At 70.1% G+C, this 19,875-nt stretch carries 15 protein-coding genes; 12 read left to right on the forward strand and 3 right to left on the reverse strand.

Going from position 1 to position 19,875, the window contains the following annotated elements; genetic code table 11:
• The first annotated feature begins 66 nt into the window (after positions 1–66).
• From AB4Z18_RS07580 to AB4Z18_RS07630, 11 genes are all read left to right on the forward strand, one after another.
• Positions 67–297, forward strand: a complete 231-nt coding sequence (locus AB4Z18_RS07580; RefSeq protein ID WP_441782072.1) for a DUF6704 family protein — start codon at positions 67–69, stop codon at positions 295–297.
• A gap of 3 nt (positions 298–300) precedes the next feature.
• Positions 301–1,071, forward strand: a complete 771-nt coding sequence (gene trpC / locus AB4Z18_RS07585; RefSeq protein ID WP_441782073.1) for an indole-3-glycerol phosphate synthase TrpC — start codon at positions 301–303, stop codon at positions 1,069–1,071.
• Positions 1,071–2,282, forward strand: coding sequence for a tryptophan synthase subunit beta (gene trpB, locus AB4Z18_RS07590; RefSeq protein ID WP_441782074.1), 1,212 nt, complete (start codon positions 1,071–1,073; stop codon positions 2,280–2,282). Before trpC ends, trpB begins: the two co-directional genes overlap by 1 nt.
• Positions 2,279–3,079 carry a tryptophan synthase subunit alpha gene (gene trpA, locus AB4Z18_RS07595; RefSeq protein WP_441782075.1) on the forward strand — a complete coding sequence of 267 codons (801 nt, stop codon included), beginning with the start codon at positions 2,279–2,281 and terminating at the stop codon, positions 3,077–3,079. Before trpB ends, trpA begins: the two co-directional genes overlap by 4 nt.
• Before the next feature lie 81 nt (positions 3,080–3,160).
• Positions 3,161–4,150: a prolipoprotein diacylglyceryl transferase gene (gene lgt, locus AB4Z18_RS07600; RefSeq protein ID WP_441782076.1), complete on the forward strand. Its 990-nt coding sequence runs from the start codon at positions 3,161–3,163 to the stop codon at positions 4,148–4,150.
• Positions 4,151–4,345: 195 nt separating this feature from the next.
• Positions 4,346–8,923, forward strand: a complete 4,578-nt coding sequence (gene gltB / locus AB4Z18_RS07605; protein ID WP_441782077.1) for a glutamate synthase large subunit — start codon at positions 4,346–4,348, stop codon at positions 8,921–8,923.
• Positions 8,924–8,965: 42 nt separating this feature from the next.
• The gene (locus AB4Z18_RS07610) at positions 8,966–10,423 is read left to right on the forward strand and encodes a glutamate synthase subunit beta (protein WP_441782078.1); all 1,458 of its coding nucleotides are present in this window, start codon (positions 8,966–8,968) and stop codon (positions 10,421–10,423) included.
• An 80-nt stretch (positions 10,424–10,503) separates the two neighbouring features.
• Complete coding sequence (gene pyk / locus AB4Z18_RS07615) at positions 10,504–11,919, forward strand: pyruvate kinase (protein WP_441782079.1); 1,416 nt, start codon at positions 10,504–10,506, stop codon at positions 11,917–11,919.
• A gap of 143 nt (positions 11,920–12,062) precedes the next feature.
• Entirely contained in the window at positions 12,063–13,124 is a 1,062-nt protein-coding gene (locus AB4Z18_RS07620) for a LolA family protein (protein WP_441782080.1), read from the forward strand.
• Positions 13,121–14,056, forward strand: coding sequence for an ATP-binding cassette domain-containing protein (locus AB4Z18_RS07625; protein WP_441782081.1), 936 nt, complete (start codon positions 13,121–13,123; stop codon positions 14,054–14,056). The genes AB4Z18_RS07620 and AB4Z18_RS07625 overlap by 4 nt, the downstream gene beginning before the upstream one ends.
• Positions 14,043–14,930, forward strand: a complete 888-nt coding sequence (locus AB4Z18_RS07630) for an ABC transporter permease (RefSeq protein WP_441782082.1) — start codon at positions 14,043–14,045, stop codon at positions 14,928–14,930. Before AB4Z18_RS07625 ends, AB4Z18_RS07630 begins: the two co-directional genes overlap by 14 nt.
• A gap of 13 nt (positions 14,931–14,943) precedes the next feature.
• Here the strand turns inward: AB4Z18_RS07630 and AB4Z18_RS07635 are convergent, their stop codons facing one another.
• From AB4Z18_RS07635 to AB4Z18_RS07645, 3 genes are read right to left on the reverse strand one after another with little or no spacing between them, the layout of a single operon-like run.
• Entirely contained in the window at positions 14,944–15,831 is an 888-nt protein-coding gene (locus AB4Z18_RS07635; protein WP_441782083.1) for an EamA family transporter, read from the reverse strand.
• 36 nt (positions 15,832–15,867) lie between these two features.
• A complete protein-coding gene (locus AB4Z18_RS07640; protein WP_441782084.1) occupies positions 15,868–16,437 on the reverse strand; it encodes a GNAT family N-acetyltransferase in 570 nt (189 codons plus the stop codon).
• Complete coding sequence (locus AB4Z18_RS07645; protein WP_441782085.1) at positions 16,434–17,261, reverse strand: alpha/beta fold hydrolase; 828 nt, start codon at positions 17,259–17,261, stop codon at positions 16,434–16,436. Before AB4Z18_RS07645 ends, AB4Z18_RS07640 begins: the two co-directional genes overlap by 4 nt.
• Before the next feature lie 167 nt (positions 17,262–17,428).
• Here AB4Z18_RS07645 and AB4Z18_RS07650 point away from each other — a divergent pair, with 167 nt between their 5' ends.
• A complete protein-coding gene (locus AB4Z18_RS07650; protein ID WP_441782086.1) occupies positions 17,429–19,873 on the forward strand; it encodes a phosphoketolase family protein in 2,445 nt (814 codons plus the stop codon).
• The last annotated feature ends 2 nt before the right edge of the window (positions 19,874–19,875 follow it).

The raw sequence follows: 19,875 nt of genomic DNA on the forward strand, positions 1-19,875 counted from the left end.
AGACTGGATGCGTTCCAATTCCCGTGCGCGCAGGCAACGAGCGCGCACCCGACGTGCAGGAGTCCCATGAGCAGCGAGTCAGTCGAGCCAGGTCACGGTCACTCGCCGGCGGCGTGGACCGCCGTGATCATCATGCTGGTGGCGTTCACCATCGGTGCGATCGCGTTCTTCTACGACGCTCCCATCATCGTCTGGGCCGCCGCGGGACTCGCGGTGATCGGCCTCATCGTCGGCGGCGTCATGAAGCGCGCGGGCTACGGAGTGGGCGGCTCCAAGTACACCCCGAAGGGTCACTGATCCGTGCTGGCCGACCTCGTCGCCGGCGCGCTCGAGGACGCTGACCGGCGGCGCAGCGAGCGTCCGCTCGCCCAGGTGGAGGCCGCAGCGCTGGCCCGTCCGGCGGCGCTGGACGCCCTCGCGGCGCTCGCTCCGGCGGAGCGCGTCAAGATCATCGCCGAGGTGAAGCGCGCGAGCCCGTCCCGCGGGTCGCTCGCGGCCATCCCGGACCCGGCCGCTCTCGCCGTGTCGTACGAGACCGGCGGTGCGAGCGCTATCAGCGTGCTGACCGAGGAGCGGAAGTTCCGCGGTTCGCTGGCCGACCTGGAGGCGGTCCGCGAGGCCGTGTCCATCCCGGTGCTGCGCAAGGAGTTCGTCAGCGATCCGTACCAGGTGTTCGAGGCCCGCGCGGCCGGGGCCGACCTGGTGCTCCTGATCGTGGCGGCGCTCGACCAGAAGCGGCTCGTCGAGCTGCACGAGCTGATCACCCAGCTCGGCATGACCTCGCTGGTGGAGGCGCACTCGGCCGACGAGCTGAGCCGGGCGCTCGACACCGGCGCAGGGCTCGTGGGCGTGAACGCCCGCGACCTCACGACGTTCGAGCTGGATCGGGACCTGTTCGGCCGTCTGGCCGGAAGCATCCCGTCCGGCGTGATCCGCGTGGCGGAGTCGGCCGTGAAGTCGGCCGACGACGTCGCGCACTACCGAGCGGCGGGCGCCGATGTGGTGCTCGTCGGCGAGGCGCTCGTGACGAGCGACCCCGTCGCCACGCTCGAAGAGTTCTTGGGAGTCTGATGTCCCTCCGCACTGAGCAGGGTCCGTATTTCGGCGACTTCGGCGGGCGGTTCGTCCCCGAGTCGCTCGTCGCAGCGCTCGACGAGCTGTCGGCGGCGTGGGAGGAAGCGAAGGCCGATCCCGCGTTCCACGCCGAGCTGGATGAGTTGCACCGCAGCTACACCGGCCGTCCGTCGATCATCACCGAGGTGCCGCGCTTCGCGGAACACGCCGGCGGCGCCCGCATCATCCTGAAGCGTGAGGACCTCAACCACACCGGGTCGCACAAGATCAACAACGTGCTCGGCCAGGCCATCCTCACCAAGCGCATCGGCAAGACCCGCGTCATCGCCGAGACCGGCGCCGGTCAGCACGGCGTGGCCACCGCGACCGCCGCCGCGCTGTTCGGCCTGGAGTGCACCATCTACATGGGCGAGGTCGACACCGAGCGCCAGGCGCTGAACGTCGCCCGGATGCGCCTGCTCGGCGCCGAGGTCGTGGCCGTCAAGACCGGTTCCCGCACTCTCAAGGACGCGATCAACGACGCGATGCGCGACTGGGTGACCAACGTCGAGCACACCAACTACATCTTCGGCACCGTCGCGGGCCCGCACCCGTTCCCGGCGATGGTCCGCGACCTCCAGAAGATCATCGGCGAAGAGGCGCGCGAGCAGGTGCAGGAACTCACCGGCCGCCTGCCCGACGCGGTCGTCGCCTGCGTCGGCGGCGGGTCGAACGCGATGGGCATCTTCCACGCGTTCCTCGACGACGAAGACGTGCGCCTGATCGGCTACGAGGCGGGCGGCGAGGGGGCGGACACCCCGCGCCACGCGGCCACGATCACGAAGGGCCGGCCGGGCGTTCTGCACGGCGCCCGCTCGATGCTGCTGCAGGACGAGGACGGCCAGACGATCGAGTCGCACTCGATCTCCGCCGGGCTCGACTACCCCGGGGTCGGCCCGGAGCACGCCTGGCTCGCGAAGATCGGTCGCGCCGAGTACCTGCCGGTGTCGGATGCCGAGGCGATGGCTGCGCTGCGGCTGCTCAGCAGGACCGAGGGCATCATCCCGGCGATCGAGTCGTCGCACGCCCTCGCCGGCGCGCTGGCTCTCGGGCAAGAGCTCGGGCCGGAGGGTCTCATCCTGGTCAACCTCAGCGGCCGCGGCGACAAGGACATGGAGACCGCCGCCCACTACTTCGACCTCCTCGACGCTGGCGCGGTGCAGTCGTGAGCGCGGCAACGAAGAGCCGCGTCGCCGAGACCATCGCCCGGCGGAACGAGGACGCCGCAGGAGCCCTCATCGGCTACCTGCCCGCGGGCTTCCCGGACCTCGTCACCAGTGTGGATGCCGCCGTCGCGCTCGCCCAGAACGGCGTCGACGTCATCGAGCTGGGTCTGCCGTACTCCGACCCGGTGATGGACGGCACGGTCATTCAGGCCGCCACGCAGCAGGCTCTGAGCGCGGGTTTCCGCCTACGCGACGGCTTCACGGCGGTGCGCGAGATCACCGCTCAGGTCGACATCCCCGTCCTCGTGATGACCTATTGGAACCCGGTGCTGCAGTACGGCGTCGAGCGTTTCGCGGACGACCTGGCGGAGGCCGGGGGAGCGGGCCTCATCACGCCCGACCTCATCCCGGATGAGGGTGCCGACTGGCTCGCCGCCTCCGACCGTGTGGGCCTCGACCGCGTGTTCCTCGCCGCTCCCAGTTCGACCGATGCCCGCCTGCGGCAGGCGGTCGAGGCGAGCCGCGGCTTCGTCTACGCCGTCTCGACCATGGGCATAACCGGTGCGCGGACGGACGTGGATGCGGCGGCACGCACCCTCGTCGCCCGGCTCCGCGAGGCGGGAGCCACGAGCGCCTGCGTCGGCCTCGGCATCTCCTCGGCAGCCCAGGTGGCCGAGGTGCTGGAGTACGCGGACGGCGCGATCGTCGGCTCCGCGCTCGTCAAGGCGCTCGGCGACGGCGGCGTGGCGGAAGCGGGCCGCGTGGCGGCCGCCCTCGCCGGTGGCACGAACCGCTCCTGACCGCGTCCTAAACTAAAGGGCAGTTCGCGACTCGACGTCGCCTCCCCATGATCGAAAGGTAGTCATCCGGTGGCCCTCACCATGAGCAGCTGGCTCACCAGCATCCCGAGCCCCGGGCCCGAGTGGCAGCAGATCCCGATCGACGTCTTCGGTCTGCACTGGCGCATCCAGACGTACGCGATCATGATCCTGATCGGCATCGTCGTCGCCTCCCTCTGGACCTCGCGACGGCTGACGAAGCGGGGCGCGGAGCCGGGCGTGCTGCTCGACGTGCTGATCCCGGTGATCGTCCTCGGGATCGTCGGCGCGCGGCTCTACCACGTCGTGACCCACCCGGGCGACTACTTCTACGACGGCGCCCCGCTGTGGAAGGTCTTCGCGATCTGGGAGGGCGGCAACGCCATCTTCGGCTCGCTCATCGGCGGTGCCGTCGGCGCCTGGATCGGCTGCCGCTGGACGGGCCTGCGGTTCTGGACCTTCGCCGACGCCCTCGCCCCCGCCCTGCTGCTGGCGCAGGCGATCGGCCGCCTCGGCAACTGGTTCAACCAGGAGCTCTTCGGCCTGCCCACCGACCTCCCGTGGGGACTGCAGATCGACTCCACCAACAAGGCGATCCCGGTCGGGCTACCCGACAACACGCTCTTCCAGCCGCTCTTCCTGTACGAGATCATCTGGAACGTCATCGGCGTCGTGCTGCTCGTGCTGCTGGAGCGGAAGTTCCGCCTGCAGTGGGGCAAGGTCCTCGCGCTGTACCTGATCTGGTACGGCCTCGGCCGCTCGTACCTGGAGTCGATCCGCATCGACCCGAGCGAGTTCTCGTTCCTCGGCATCCCGACCAACGTCTGGGCCGCCTTCGTCGCGGTGGTCCTCGGTGTCATCATCTTCATCGTCCAGTCGCGCAGGCACACCGGTCTCGAGCCGAGCCCGTACCGGCCGGGCCGTGAATGGGTCCGCCCGGATGCTGAGGTAGACTCTGACGACACGGACCTGGACGACGAGGGCACCGCCGACGACGACGGTGTGCCTGCCGGGTCCGCTTCGGCCAAGGCCACAAGCCCCACGAACGGATGATTCCGGACGATCCGAAGCCACATGAGCGGCGGTAGACAAACCGCCGAGGCGATCATCCTTCACCCCTGACCGCACCGAGAGACCGGGCCGCACACAGCCTGGTGGATGCGGCGGGCCTCTTCCCAAGCATCGGGCCGATGGCGTCCCCGCACCCCAACATCCCCACATCCACGACACTGTGAGGACGGTCGACAGATGGCGCTCAAGCCTCCCCATTCCCGCTTCGGGACCGTGCCTGGCCCGCAGGGCCTGTACGACCCTGCCCACGAGAAGGACGCCTGTGGCCTCGCCATGGTGGCGACGCTGCGTGGCACGGCCGGGCACGACATCATCGATGCGGCACTCGAGGCGCTGCGCCACCTGGAGCACCGCGGCGCGGTCGGCTCCGACGCCGGCACCGGCGACGGTGCGGGCATCATCACCCAGGTCCCGGACGCGTTCCTCCGCGCCGTCGCCGGGTTCGACCTCCCGGCCGCAGGACGCTACGCCGTCGGCAACGCCTTCCTACCGAGCAGCGCCGAGGAGCGCGCCGAGATCAAGACGGCGCTCGAAGGCATCGCCGCCGAGCACGAGCTGACCGTCCTCGGCTGGCGCGAGGTGCCGGTGCGCCCGGAGGAGCTGGGCACGCTGGCCCGCCAGGCCATGCCGGTCATCGAGCAGCTGTACGTCGCGTCCACCCGCACCGGGGAGGATGGCGAGCAGGCCTCGGGCATCGCGCTCGACCGCCAGACCTTCTTCCTGCGCAAGCGCGCGGAGCGTGAGCTCGACCTCTACTTCTCGTCGCTGTCGAGCCGCACTCTCGTCTACAAGGGCATGGTGACGACCCTCCAGCTTGAGCCGTTCTACCCGGACCTGTCGGACGAGCGCTTCGCCTCCAAGCTCGCGCTCGTGCACTCGCGCTACTCGACGAACACGTTCCCGTCGTGGCCGCTCGCGCAGCCGTTCCGAATGATCGCGCACAACGGCGAGATCAACACCGTGCAGGGCAACCGCAACTGGATGCGCGCGCGGCAGTCGCAGCTCGAGAGCGAGCTGCTCGGCGACCTGCGTCCCATCTTCCCGGTGGTCACGCCGGGCGCGAGCGACTCGGCCTCCTTCGACGAGGTCGTCGAGCTGATCTCGCTGAGCGGCCGCCCGCTCCCGCACGCCGTCATGATGATGGTCCCGGAGGCATGGGAGAACCAGACGGAGATCGACCCGGTCCGTCGCGCGTTCTACGAGTACCACTCGATGCTCATGGAGCCGTGGGACGGCCCGGCCGCGATCGTCTTCACCGACGGCTCCCTCGTCGGGGCCACCCTCGACCGCAACGGGCTGCGCCCGGGTCGCTACGTCGTCACCAACGACGGCCTGGTGGTGCTCGCGTCGGAGATCGGCGTGCTCGACTTCGACCCCAGCCGCGTGGTGCGGAAGGGCCGGCTGCGGCCGGGTCGGATGTTCCTCGTGGACACGGTCGCCGGCCGTCTCATCGAGGACGAGGAGATCAAGTCGGAACTCGCCGCCGGCGCGCCCTACGGCGAGTGGCTGGACGAGGGCCGGATCAACCTGAAGGACCTCCCCGAGCGCGAGCACATCGTCCACACCCCGGCCTCGATCGTGCGCCGCCAGCGCACGTTCGGCTACACCGAGGAGGAGGTCCGCATCCTCCTGAAGCCGATGGCGACGACCGGCGCGGAGCCGCTCGGCGCAATGGGGTCGGACACGCCGGTCGCCGTGCTCTCCGAGCGCCCGCGCCTGCTGTTCGACTACTTCACGCAGCAGTTCGCGCAGGTGACCAACCCGCCGCTCGACTCCATCCGCGAGGAGGTCGTCACCTCCCTGAAGCTCGGCCTCGGACCTGAGCGCAACCTCCTCGACGCCGGCCCGGAGCACGCGAAGCAGGTCGTGCTCGACTTCCCGGTGATCGACAACGACGAGCTGGCGAAGATCCAGCACATCGACCCGCGGCCGGGCAGCACGCTGACCACCACGGTCCGCGGTCTGTACCGCTCGGACGCAGGCCCGGATGCTCTGGAGCGCCGCCTCGCCGAGATGTGCGACGAGGTGGATGAGGCGATCGCCGCCGGCGCGAAGTTCATCGTGCTGAGCGACCGCGACTCCACGAAGGACCTCGCGCCCATCCCGTCGCTGCTCATGCTGGCTGCGGTACACCACCACCTCATCCGCTCGGAGACCCGCATGAAGGTGGGTCTGATCGTGGAGGCGGGCGACGTCCGCGAGGTGCACCACGTCGCGCTGCTCATCGGCTACGGCGCTTCGGCGATCAACCCGTACCTGGCGATGGAGACCTGCGAGGAGCTCGTCCGCAGCGGGATGATCACCGGCGTGACCCCGGAGAAGGCGGTCAAGAATGTCATCAAGGCGCTCGGCAAGGGCGTCCTGAAGATCATGTCCAAAATGGGCATCTCGACGGTCTCCTCCTACGCGGGCGCCCAGGCGTTCGAGGCGGTCGGCCTCAGCCAGGCGTTCGTCGACCAGTACTTCACCGGCACGACCAGCAAGCTGGGCGGCGTCGGGATCGACGTCATCGCCGCAGAGAACCTCGCCAGGCACGAGAGCGCCTACCCGGCAGAGGGTGCGGCCCTCGCGCACGAGCGCCTGGCGACCGGCGGCGAGTACCAGTGGCGCCGCGACGGGTCGCCGCACCTGTTCAACCCGGAGACGGTGTTCCGCCTGCAGCACTCGACGCGCACGCGGCGGTACGACGTGTTCCGCGAGTACACGAAGCTCGTCGACGACCAGTCCGAGTCGCTGATGACCCTGCGCGGGATGTTCTCGCTGAAGGAGGGGGAGCGGCCGCCCGTGCCGCTCGAGGAGGTCGAGTCCGTCGCCTCCATCGTCAAGCGCTTCTCCACCGGCGCGATGAGCTACGGCTCCATCTCGAAGGAGGCGCACGAGACCCTCGCGATCGCCATGAACCGGCTCGGCGCCAAGTCGAACACCGGCGAGGGCGGCGAAGACCTCGACCGTCTGCTCGACCCGGAGCGCCGCAGCGCGATCAAGCAGGTCGCCTCCGGCCGGTTCGGGGTGACGTCGATGTACCTGACGCACGCCGATGACATCCAGATCAAGCTCGCTCAGGGTGCCAAGCCCGGCGAGGGCGGCCAGCTGCCGCCTACCAAGGTGTACCCGTGGGTCGCTCGCACCCGGCACGCGACCGCCGGAGTCGGCCTGATCTCGCCGCCGCCGCACCACGACATCTACTCGATCGAAGACCTCAAGCAGCTGATCTTCGACCTGAAGCGCGCCAACCCGGGCGCCCGCATCCACGTCAAGCTGGTGTCCGAGTCGGGCATCGGCGCGGTGGCTGCGGGTACGGCGAAGGCGCTGGCCGACGTCATCCTGGTATCCGGCCACGACGGCGGCACGGGCGCATCCCCGGTCAACTCGCTGAAGCACGCGGGCACGCCGTGGGAGCTGGGCCTCGCGGAGACACAGCAGACCCTCATGCTGAACGGGATGCGCGAGCGCGTCGTCGTTCAGGTCGACGGCCAGCTGAAGACCGGGCGCGACGTCATCGTCGGCGCGCTGCTCGGCGCCGAGGAGTTCGGTTTCGCGACCGCGCCCCTGGTCGTCTCGGGCTGCGTCATGATGCGCGTCTGCCACCTCGACACCTGCCCGGTCGGCGTCGCCACGCAGAACCCGGAGCTTCGCGCGCGGTTCTCGGGCAAGCCGGAGTTCGTCGTCAACTTCTTCGAGTTCATCGCGGAAGAGGTGCGCGAGTACCTCGCCGCCCTCGGTTTCCGGACGCTCGAGGAGGCCATCGGCCACGCCGAGCTTCTGGATGTGGACCGCGCGATCGACCACTGGAAGGCGTCGGGCCTCGACCTCGCGCCCATCCTGCACGGTCCGGCTTTCGGACCGGAGGCGCCGCGGCGCAACGGCCGCGCCCAGGACCACGAGCTCGAGAAGCACTTCGACGTTCAGCTGATCGATGCCGCCCGCGACGTGCTGGAGCGGGGAGGCCGGATCGAGCTCGATCTGCCGATCCGCAACACCGAGCGCGCCGTCGGCACGATGCTCGGGCACGAGGTGACCGTCCGCCATGGCGAGAACGGCCTGCCCGCCGGCTCGATCGACATCACGCTGACCGGTTCGGCCGGTCAGTCGCTCGGCGCTTTCCTCCCGTCCGGCATCACGCTGCGACTGGAGGGCGACTCCAACGACTACGTCGGCAAGGGGCTGTCGGGCGGCCAGATCGTCGTGCGGCCGCCGCGCGACAGCGTCTTCGCCGCCGAGCGCAACGTGATCGCGGGCAACGTGATCGGCTACGGCGCGACGCAGGGCAGCATGTTCATCCGCGGAATCGTCGGTGAGCGGTTCCTGGTGCGCAACTCGGGCGCGACCGCGGTCGTCGAGGGTGTTGGCGACCACGCGCTCGAGTACATGACCGGTGGCCTCGCGGTGATCCTCGGGAGCACCGGACGCAACCTCGGCGCGGGCATGTCCGGCGGCACGGCGTACGTGTACGACCTGAAGCGCGAGCGCGTCAACCGCGATGCGCTCGCGACCGGCGAGCTGGAGGTGCTGCCGCTCGGCAGCGCCGACATCGAGATCGTCCGCGACCTGCTCGAGCAGCACGTCGCCGAGACCGGGTCGACGCTCGCCGATCAGTTGCTCGACGACTTCGACGCGACCGTCGCGAAGTTCGTCAAGGTGCTTCCCCGCGACTACGCCGCGGTGCTGCAGATGCGGCAGGAAGCCGTCGACGAAGGGCTCGACCCCGACGGCGACATCGTGTGGAACCGAATCTTGGAGGTGACTGGCGGATGATGCTGTCTGATCCAAAAGGCTCCGTCGAACTGGAGGTGACTGGTGGCTGATCCTAAAGGCTTTTTGAAGACCACGGAGCGGGAGCTCCCGAAGCGGCGGCCGGTCTCCGTCCGGCTCATGGACTGGAAAGAGGTCTATGAGAACCAGGATGCCGCGCAGCTGCGCCGGCAGGCGGGCCGCTGCATGGACTGCGGCATCCCGTTCTGCCACTCCGGCTGCCCGCTGGGCAACCTGATCCCGGAGTGGAACGACCTGATGTGGCGCGGGGAGGGCCGCCAGGCGATCGACCGCCTGCACGCGACCAACAACTTCCCTGAGTTCACCGGGCGCCTCTGCCCGGCGCCGTGCGAGTCGTCGTGCGTGCTCGGCATCAACCAGCCGGCCGTCACGATCAAGCAGGTCGAGGTCTCGATCATCGACCAGGCCTGGCAGAACGGCTGGGTGCAGCCGCACCCGCCGGAGCGCCTGACCGGCAAGACCGTCGCCGTCGTGGGCTCCGGCCCCGCGGGCCTCGCCGCCGCCCAGCAGCTCACGCGCGCCGGTCACACCGTCGCCGTGTACGAGCGGGACGACCGCATCGGCGGTCTGCTCCGCTACGGCATCCCCGACTTCAAGATGGAGAAGAAGCACCTCGAGGCGCGTCTCAACCAGATGATGGCCGAGGGCACCCGCTTCCGTGCGGGCGTCAACATCGGCGTCGACATCACCTGGGACGACCTGCGTGCGCGCTACGACGCTGTCGTGGTCGCCACCGGCGCTCTGGTGCCCCGCGACCTGCCCATCCCGGGCCGCGAGCTCTCCGGCGTCCACTTCGCCATGGAGTACCTGGTGCAGCAGAACAAGGCGGGCGCCGGCGACGGCATCGCCGACCAGATCACCGCGGACGGCAAGCATGTCGTCGTGCTCGGCGGCGGCGACACCGGTGCGGACTGCATCGGCACCGCCCACCGCCAGGGCGCCGCCAGCGTCACCAACCTCGCCATCGGCAAACAGCCGCCGTCGGAGCGTCCGGGCCACCAGCCGTGGCCGGTCACCCCGACGCTGTTCGAGGTCTCGTCGGCGCACGAGGAGGGCGGCCAGCGCGAGTTCCTCGCGTCGACCGTCGAGTTCCTCTCCAACGATTTCGGCGAGGTCCGCGCGCTGCGCGTGGCCGAGACCGAGTTCCTGGACGGCCGGCGCGTGCCGAAGGCGGGAACCGAGCGCGAAATCCCCGCCGACCTGGTGCTGCTCGCCCTCGGTTTCACCGGCCCCGAGCAGCAGGATCTCTCCGGCCAGCTGGGCCTGCCGTTCGACGAGCGCGGCAACGTCGCGCGCGACGGCGAGTACCAGACCTCGCAGGAGGGCGTCTTCGTCGCCGGCGACGCCGGCCGCGGTCAGTCGCTCATCGTGTGGGCTATCGCAGAGGGCCGGGCAGCGGCCGCCGCCGTTGACCGGTATCTTGAAGGGGAGACGCAGTTGCCGTCTCCGATCCGTCCCACCGACCGCGGCATCCTCGTCTGAACGAGGAGATGCCCGCACGACCGGGCGCCACCACCGAACCACGCGCCGTCGGCGCAGAACAACGGAGCGAACAGAAAAGCATGAGAAGGGCGAAAATCGTCGCGACCCTCGGGCCCGCGACCTCAAGCTATGACAACATCCGCGCGATCATCGACGCGGGTGTGGATGTGGCCCGGATGAACCTGAGCCACGGCAGCTACGAGGTGCACGAGGGGGTCTACGCCAACGTGCGCAAGGCCGCCGACGACGCCGGCAAGCCGGTTGCGGTGCTCGTCGACCTCCAGGGCCCGAAGATCCGCCTCGGCAAGTTCGAGGCCGGTCCCTACGATCTCGCCGAGGGCGACATCTTCAAGATCACCACCGAGGACATCATCGGCACCAAGGAGATCTCCTCAACGACGTTCAAGGGTCTCCCGAACGACGTGAAGCCGGGCGACTTCCTGCTGATCGACGACGGCAAGGTCCGCGTCCGGGTCATCGAGGTGGAAGGCCCCGTCGTCACCACCGAGGTGATCGTCGCCGGTCCCGTCTCGAACAACAAGGGCATCAACCTGCCGGGTGTCGCGGTGAACGTGCCGGCCCTGTCCGAAAAGGATGAGGCCGACCTGCGCTGGGGCCTCAAACTCGGCGCCGACCTGATCGCACTGTCGTTCGTCCGCAACGCCAAGGACATCGAGCGCGTGCACGAGATCATGGCGGAGGAGGGCCGCAAGGTCCCCGTCGTCGCGAAGATCGAGAAGCCGCAGGCCGTCGATGCGCTCGAGGAGATCATCGAGGCGTTCGACGCCATCATGGTCGCCCGCGGCGACCTGGGCGTCGAGCTGCCGCTCGAGGCCGTCCCGATCGTGCAGAAGCGCGCGGTCGAGCTGGCCCGTCGCGCGGCGAAGCCGGTCATCGTGGCCACGCAGATGCTGGAGTCGATGATCTCGAGCCCCGTCCCGACCCGCGCCGAGACCTCCGACGTCGCGAACGCCGTGCTCGACGGTGCGGACGCGGTCATGCTCTCGGGCGAGACCAGCGTCGGCGAGTACCCGACCGTCACGGTGCAGACCATGGCGAAGATCGTGACCTCCACCGAGGAGCACGGCCTGGAGCGCATCCTGCCGCTCGGCACCCGCCCGCGCACCCAGTCCGGTGCGATCACGCTGGCCGCCGTCGAGGTCGCCGACTTCGTCGAGGCCAAGTTCCTCTGCGTGTTCACCGAGTCCGGCGAGTCCGCCCGCCGCATGTCGCGTCTGCGCAGCCGCATCCCGATCCTGGCCTTCACGCCGGAGGAGTCGGTCCGCCGCCGCATGTCGCTGTTCTGGGGCGTCGAGTCGTTCGTCGTCGGTCGCGTCACCCACACCGACCAGATGGTCGCGCAGGTGGATGAGGCCCTCAAGTCGACCGGCCGTGCCGTCGACGGCGACAAGGTGATCATCATCTCGGGTTCCCCTCCCGGAATCCCCGGAACCACCAACGACATCCGCGTGCACCGGGTCGGCGACGTCCTGTAGCACCGGCGAGAAGGGCCCCGCTCCGGCGGGGCCCTTTTGGCGTCCTCCCGGGGTATGACGCCGCGTCAGACCACCGGATGATCTCGGGTTTTCCCATGCAACCCGGAGGGTCGGATGGGGTGCCGCGCGCGTATCCTCAGGCTATGGAACACCGTTGGATGCGCTGGGCGCCCGCCGTCGTCGTCCCGGTCGCGATCGCGGCCGCTGTGATCGTCACGCCACTGGCCGCCGGCGCGAGCGACCTGCCGGTGAAGTCGCCGGCTGACGTGCTCCGGCTGGTCGCGGCCAGCCACACCGAATCGTTCTCGGGCACCGTCGAGCAGAATTCCGAGCTCGGGCTGCCGAGCCTTCCGGTGACCACCTCGAAGGGCATGGACGACGGCAGCGCCGCCGATGTGCTGGAGCTGGCCCTCGCCGATCACACTGCGAAGGTCTGGGTCGACGGCCCGTCGCGCCTGCGGGTGGAGGTGCTCGACAACCTGGCCGAGCGAGACGCGATCCGCGACGGCTCGGACCTGTGGCTGTACCAGTCCTCGGGCAAGAAGGTTGCGCACGCCACCATCCCGACTCGTTTGAAGGAATCGCCCACTCCCGACGCGACCTCGCTCACCCCGTCCCAGCTGGCGCAGCGGTTCCTCGACGCGGTCGACCCGACGACGAAGGTCTCGCTCGGCGACGACACGTCGGTCGCTGGGCGTGACGCCTACGACCTCGTTCTCACGCCGAAGGCCGACACGACTCTGATCGGGACGGTGTCGATCGCGGTGGACGGCAAGACAGGCATCCCGCTGAAAGTCTCCGTGACCGCGCGCGGCGCGAGCAGCCCGGCGTTCGAGGCCGGCTTCACCGCCTTCAGCGACCAGAAGCCCGACGCCTCCGTCTTCTCGTTCACCCCGCCGAAGGGCGCGACCGTCACCGAGCAGAAGCTGCCGACCGGCGACCAGCCACGGGATGCGGCGGGCTCGCACCCGAAGCCGACGGTGTCCGGCACGGGCTGGGCGACCATCGTCGCACTGCCTGCGGGCTCTGCTCCGAGTGCCGTGGCCGACGATCCGCTGTTCGCGCAGCTGACGCAGCCGGTCGACGGCGGGCGTGCGCTCAGCTCCTCGATCGTGTCGGTGCTCGTGACGGCCGACGGCCGGGTACTCGCGGGTTCCGTGCCGGTCTCGGCCCTGCAGGCGGCGGCGCAAGCGACCGGCCGGTGAGCGAAGCGGCGATCGCGACCAGCGGCCTCACCAAGCGCTTCCGGTCGCGTGCGGTCGTCGACGGCCTCGATCTGCACGTGCCGCGCGGCTCGGTGTTCGGGTTCCTCGGTCCGAACGGGTCGGGGAAGACCACGACCATCCGGATGCTGCTGGGCCTGGTATCCCCGTCGGCCGGGTCCATTCAGGTGCTCGGGGAGACGATGCCTGATCGGGGCGCCCGCGTGCTCCCGAGGGTCGGGGCGCTCGTCGAAGGACCGGCGTTCGCGCCGTACCTCTCCGGCGCCGCCAACCTCCTGCGCCGCGACACCGCCGACCGTTACGCGCCGGGCGCGACCCGGCGGGCGCGCGTCGACGCGGCTCTGGAGCGGGTCGGCCTCTCGCACGCGGCGGGGAAGCACGTGCGCGCGTACTCCCTTGGGATGAAGCAGCGGCTCGGGATCGCCGGCGCGCTGCTCACCGATCGCGACCTCCTGGTGCTCGACGAGCCGACCAACGGGCTCGACCCGCAGGGCACGCGCGAGGTGCGCTCGCTCGTGCGGTCGCTGGCAGACGAGGGCACGACCGTCTTCGTGTCGAGCCACCTGCTGGCCGAGATCGAGCAGGTCTGCACGCACGCGGCGATCATGCGCACGGGCCGTCTGGTGGCTCAGGGGTCGCTCGACGAGCTCCGCCAGGCCTCCGGTCCCCGCCTCGCGGTCGAGACTCCGGATGCGTCGCTCGCCGTCTCGGTGCTCGCCCGTTTCGGCCTCCAGGCCGTTGCCACCGGCTCCGGTGTGGAGGCGGCCCTCGGCGAGAGTACGCCGCCGCCCGAGGAGCTCGCCGCGGCTCTGGTGCGCGACGACGTGCGCCTCCGCGGCTTCGCCGTGCGCGCATCCAGCCTCGAGGAGCGCTTCGTGGAACTCACCGGGGAGGGCTTCGATGTCGAGCAGTGAGCTGACGGTCACGCCCGCGGACGCGCCACCGAGAACCTCCCTCGCCGCACGCCGGGAACGCCCGTCCGGCGGCTGGGCGCTTCTCGGATCGGAGATCTCGGTGATGTTCCGCCGCTGGCGCACCTGGGCGATGCTCGAGGCCCTGGCCGCCATCCCCATCCTGATCGCCGTGGCCGTGCGGCTGACCGGGGGCAGTTCGCGTGGACCGGCATTCCTCAGCGAGATCACCTCGAACGGCCTGTTCGTCGCGTTCACGGCCCTCGTCGTCTGCGTCCCGCTGTTCCTCCCGCTGACGATCGGCGTGGTCGCGGGCGACACGATCGCCGGCGAGGCGAGCCACGGCACCCTCCGCTACCTGGTGATCGCCCCGGCCGGCCGGTTGCGTCTGCTGGCGGTGAAGTACGCGGGATGCGCGGTGTTCTGCATCGCCGCAGCGCTGGTGGTAGGGGTGGCGGGCGCACTGATCGGGATGCTGCTGTTCCCGATCGGTCCGGTGACCCTGCTGTCGGGTGTGGAGGTCAGCCCGGGGGAGGCGTACGTCCGGCTGCTCCTGATCGCCCTGTACATCGTGGTGTCGCTGCTGGGGCTGTGCGCGATCGGACTATTCCTCTCGACGCTCACCGACGTCCCGGTCGGGGCGATGGCGGCGACGGCCGTGCTGGCCGTCGTCTCGCAGGTGCTCGACCAGCTGCCGCAGTTGGAGGGGCTGCACCCGTGGCTGTTCAGCCACTACTGGCTCGGGTTCGGCGACTTGCTTCGCGACCCGATCTCGTGGGACTCGTTCGGCGACAACGCGCTCCTGCAGCTCGGCTACATCGCCGTCTTCGGCGCGCTGGCGATCGGCCGGTTCACGACCAAAGACATCCTGTCCTGATCGGTCAGCTCGATCACGGGACCGATTCGGCCGTCTGCTCCAGCTCCGAGCGCGGGTGGTCGCGCTGCGTCGCAATGGTGACTCCCGCGGCCGCGCACACGATGAGGATGCCGATCAACTGCACGAGGGTGAAGTGCTCGCCGAGCACGAGCACGCCGAAGACGGTCGCGACGACCGGCCCGAAGCTCGTGATGACGGCGTAGAGGCGCGGCGTGATCCGGCGCAGGATGAACGTGTCCAGGCTGTACGGGACGGCGGACGACAGCACGCCCAGGGCCAGCAGCAAGAGCAGCACGCGCGCGTCGATCCGGCTGTAGTCGACCACGATGAGGGCCAGCGGCACCGTCAGGACGGTGGAGACGATGCTCGCGACGCTGAGTCCCTCGAGGCCCGGCAGCCGGGTCGCGACCTGGCGGGTCAGCAGGATGTACGCCGCCCACGCAGCCGCCGCGGTGAGCGCCAGTGCCACGCCGAACGGATCGACACTGCCCTCGGTGGCCGTCAGGAGCAGGACGCCCGCGGCGGCGGCGACCGCGCATCCCGCGTCGAGCAGTCGCCGGGAGCCGGCGAGTGCGAGCGCGAACGGCCCGAGGAACTCGATGGTGGCCGCCATGCCCAGCCCGAGCCGGCCCACCGACGCGTAGAAGCTCAGGTTCATCACGGCGAGCACGACGCCGAGGGCGAGGGCCGGCCACAGCCGGCGCCAGGTCAGCTCGGAGCGCCGCGGACGGTAGAACGGCAGCACCGCGACCGCGGTGACGACCTGTCTCGCGGCGACGACGACGATCGATCCGACGACCGGGATCAGCAGGCCGGCCAGCGCCGAGCCGTAGTTGATGCTGATCTCCGTCGCGACCTGGGTGCTCGCGCCGACGAGGCGGTCGCGACGGGTGGAGCTCACCCGATCGAGCTTACCGGCGCCCGATCATGCGTTGCGTCACACGGCCCGGCGCATGATCGCGCGGGTGGCGCTCGGCCTCCGCACCACCTCGAAGCCACCGTCCCGGAACAACGCGACGGTGCCGTGGTACCGCTCGGCCGCAGAGAGCGAGGGCCGCACCTCCGGGTCCACCGGATACCCCTCGACGACCTCCGCGCCCTGAGCCCTGGCGTGGTCGACGGCGCCATCCAGCAGCACCCGCGCGACGCCCTGCTTCCGGAACTCGGCACGCACGACGAAGCACGTCACCGCCCACGGATCGGCTGGATCGTCGGCCAGCCGCTTCGTGATGGGGGAGCGGGCCAGGGTCGGATACGCGGTGTACGGCTCGACGGCCGCCCAGCCGGCGGGCTCCCCGTCGATCCAGGCGATCACGCCCGGCGAGCCCGAGCGCACCTGATCGTGGAACAGCTCGCGGCGTTCCACGTTCGAGAGCTGGTCGTTCTGCGCGCGAGGCACCTTGAACCACTGGCACCAGCATCCCGAAGGGTCTCCTGGCGTGCTGAACACGGTCTCCAGATCGCCCCAGACCACATCGTCGACCGGGCGGACCACTGTGTCGCTCATGCTCCGACGCTAGCGTCCCGGTCCGGGGTCGGCCAAGAGGCATCCGGCGACAGGCACAACTGCGCGACCAGCGAGGGATGCTCGACGTGCGCGAAATGGCCGGTCGCGGGCACGACGACGGTGCGGATGCCGGGCACGACGGCCGTGAGCCGTGCGTCGTCGGCCCGCGGAACGAACACGTCGCGGTCGCCGTGCAGCGCGAGCACCGGACAGCAGATGCCGCCCCAGCGCTTCTCCGCCGGGTAGCGGCGGGCGCACGCCACGGCCCGGACGAAGGCCGCCGGCCGCAGGTCGCGCGCGAGCTCGTGCACCGCCCCGGCGACCGGCCGGCGGAACAGCGGGGCGGCCAGGAGGTCGAGCAGGCGCGATCGGTCAAGAGCGGGCACGAGCACAGCGGCGAAGGGTCCGAGTGCCGCGAGCACGCGCATCCCCTGCAGCAGCAGCATGAGCGGCGCGTAGGCCCGGAACAGGGCCGCCGTGCCGAGCCGGTCCGCTTGCCCGCCGAAGGTCGTCGCCGACACGAGGACGACCGACTCGGTGGCCGACGGCTCCTGCACGGCCAGCTCCAGCCCGACGAACCCGCCCAGCGAATGTCCGACGACGCGCCACCGTTCGTACCCGAGTGCGCGGGCGGCCGCCGCGGCGGCTGCAGCGAGCACATCCACATCCAACAGCTGCGGGGACGCGGGGGAGTTGCCCCAGCCCGGGAGGTCCGGCACGATCAGGTCCGGCACCTCGCCGCCGCGCTCCGACGCGGCCGCCGCCATCAGAGGCTGCCAGGTCGTCCAGGAGCCCGCCGCGCCGTGCAGGAGGATCGTCGCCACGCCTGATTCACGCGCGGTATACCGCACGGTCATCGGACCGGCACCGGTGTCCACCATCGTCTGTTCCACGCCTGTTGTTCGGAGCGGACCCGCCGTAGGATGCGCGGCACACCCACCTGGCGCAGGCCCGCCCGCGCACGGGACCCGTCAGCGAGGAGAGAGCACCGATGACCGAGACCAGCACGGCGTCCGCGCAGCACGAACTGACCGAGGAGATGCTCGACCGCATCGACGCCTGGTGGCGGGCAGCGAACTACCTGTCGGTCGGGCAGATCTACCTGCTCGACAACCCGTTGCTGCGGCGCCCGCTGTCGCGCGACGACATCAAGCCACGGCTGCTCGGGCACTGGGGCACGACGCCCGGGCTCAACTTCATCTACGCGCACCTCAACCGCGCCATCCGCGAGCGCGACCTGAACACGCTCTTCGTCGCCGGACCCGGTCACGGCGGACCGGGCGTGGTGGCGAGCGCGTACCTCGACGGCACCTACAGCGAGCTGTACAGCGCGATCGACCAGAGTGAGGACGGCCTGCGGCGCCTATTCCGCCAGTTCTCGTTCCCCGGCGGCATCCCGAGCCATGCGGCGCCGCAGACGCCCGGGTCGATCCATGAGGGCGGCGAGCTCGGCTACGCGCTCTCGCACGCCTTCGGCGCCGCCTTCGACAACCCCGACCTGCTCGTCGCGGCGGTGGTCGGCGACGGGGAGGCGGAGACCGGTCCGCTGGCGACCGCCTGGCACTCGAACAAGTTCCTGAACCCGCAACAGGATGGGGTGGTCCTGCCGATCCTGCACCTGAACGGCTACAAGATCGCCAACCCGACCGTGCTCGCGCGCATCCCCGCGTCCGAGCTCCTCGACCTCATGCGCGGCTACGGCTACGCGCCGTATATCGTGTCCGGCGGGTTCGACGGCGAGGACCCGCGCGCGGTTCACAAGCGGATGGCCGCGACGCTCGACGAGATCCTCGACCGCATCGCCGAGATCAAGCGCAGCGCCGACGCGGGCGAGCTGGAGGGGCGGCCCGCCTGGCCCATGCTCATCCTGCGCACGCCAAAGGGTTGGACGTGCCCGGCCGAGATCGACGGGCATCCGACCGAGAACAACTGGCGGTCGCACCAGGTGCCGCTGGCGAACGCGCGCGACACCGAGGCGCACACGCGGCTGCTGGAGAGCTGGCTGGCCTCGTACCGGCCGGAGGAGCTGTTCGACGAGCAGGGACGACCGGTCGAGTTGATCCGGAGCCTGGCGCCGGAGGGCGAGCGCCGCATGAGCGCCAACCCGGTCGCGAACGGCGGCCTGCTGCGGCGCGACCTGCGGTTGCCCGACTTCCGCGACTATGCGGTCGATGTCCCCGCTCCCGGCGAGACGGTCGCCGAGGCGACGCGGGTGCTCGGCGACTGGATCCGGGATGTGATGATCGCCAACCCGCACGACTTCCGGCTGTTCGGCCCGGACGAGATCGCCTCCAATCGCCTCCAGGCCGTGTTCGAGGACACCAGCAAGCAGTGGAACGCCGAGTACCTGCCCATCGACGACGACAACCACCTCGCGCCGAAGGGGCGGGCGATGGAGGTGCTCAGCGAGCACCAGTGCCAAGGCTGGCTGGAGGGGTACCTGCTGACGGGCAGGCATGGCGTCTTCACGTCGTACGAGGCCTTCATCCACATCGTCGACTCCATGTTCAACCAGCACGCCAAGTGGTTGAAGTCGGCGAGCGAGGTCTCCTGGCGGCGGCCCGTCGCCTCGCTCAACTACCTGCTGAGCTCGCACGTCTGGCGGCAGGACCACAACGGCGCGTCGCACCAGGACCCCGGCTTCATCGACCACGTCGTCAACAAGAAGGCCGACGTGGTGCGCGTCTACCTGCCGTTCGACGCGAACACGCTGCTGTCGACCTACGACCACTGCCTGCGCTCGGTCGACTACGTGAACGTCGTCGTCGCCGGCAAGCAGCCCGCGCCGAACTGGCTGACGATGGAGGAGGCGATCGCCCACTGCACGCGCGGCATCGGCATCTTCCCCTGGGCCGGCACAGAGAAGGAGGGCGAGGAGCCGGATGTGGTGCTCGGGTGCGCGGGCGACATCCCGACACTGGAGATCCTGGCCGCGGCCGACATCCTGCGCCGCCGGTTGCCCGACCTCAAGGTCCGCGTGGTCAACGTGGTCGACCTGATGCGGCTGCAGAGCGAAGGCGAACATCCGCACGGGCTGAACGATCGCGAGTACGATGCCCTGTTCACCGCCGACAAGCCGGTCATCTTCGCGTACCACGGCTATCCGTGGCTGATCCACCGGCTCACCTACCGCCGCAACGGCCACAGCAACCTGCACGTCCGCGGCTACCGCGAGGAGGGCACCACGACGACGCCCTTCGACATGGTGATGCTCAACGACCTCGACCGGTACCGCCTGGTGATCGACGTCATCGACCGGGTGCCGGGGCTCGCCTCACGCCAGGCGGAGCTGCGCCAGGAGATGCAGGATGCGCGCCTGCGCGCACGCCAGTACACGCGCGAACAGGGGGAGGACATCCCGGAGGTCGCCGAGTGGACGTGGGGCGGAGGCGAGCACACGACGCGCTTCGACACCACCGGGGGCGACAACGACTGACG

Source organism: Leifsonia sp. 2TAF2 (genome assembly GCF_052115085.1).
Taxonomy (GTDB): Bacteria; Actinomycetota; Actinomycetes; order Actinomycetales; family Microbacteriaceae; genus Leifsonia.

Bases quoted from the DNA above. Each gene is read 5' to 3' on its own strand.
- AB4Z18_RS07580 (WP_441782072.1), top strand. From the start codon at position 67: ATGAGCAGCGAGTCAGTCGAGCCAGGTCACGGTCACTCGCCGGCGGCG.
- trpB (WP_441782074.1), top strand. From the start codon at position 1,071: ATGTCCCTCCGCACTGAGCAGGGTCCGTATTTCGGCGACTTCGGCGGG.
- lgt (WP_441782076.1), top strand. From the start codon at position 3,161: ATGAGCAGCTGGCTCACCAGCATCCCGAGCCCCGGGCCCGAGTGGCAG.
- gltB (WP_441782077.1), top strand. From the start codon at position 4,346: ATGGCGCTCAAGCCTCCCCATTCCCGCTTCGGGACCGTGCCTGGCCCG.
- pyk (WP_441782079.1), top strand. From the start codon at position 10,504: ATGAGAAGGGCGAAAATCGTCGCGACCCTCGGGCCCGCGACCTCAAGC.
- AB4Z18_RS07620 (WP_441782080.1), top strand. From the start codon at position 12,063: ATGGAACACCGTTGGATGCGCTGGGCGCCCGCCGTCGTCGTCCCGGTC.
- AB4Z18_RS07630 (WP_441782082.1), top strand. From the start codon at position 14,043: ATGTCGAGCAGTGAGCTGACGGTCACGCCCGCGGACGCGCCACCGAGA.
- AB4Z18_RS07640 (WP_441782084.1), bottom strand. From the start codon at position 16,437: ATGAGCGACACAGTGGTCCGCCCGGTCGACGATGTGGTCTGGGGCGAT.
- AB4Z18_RS07650 (WP_441782086.1), top strand. From the start codon at position 17,429: ATGACCGAGACCAGCACGGCGTCCGCGCAGCACGAACTGACCGAGGAG.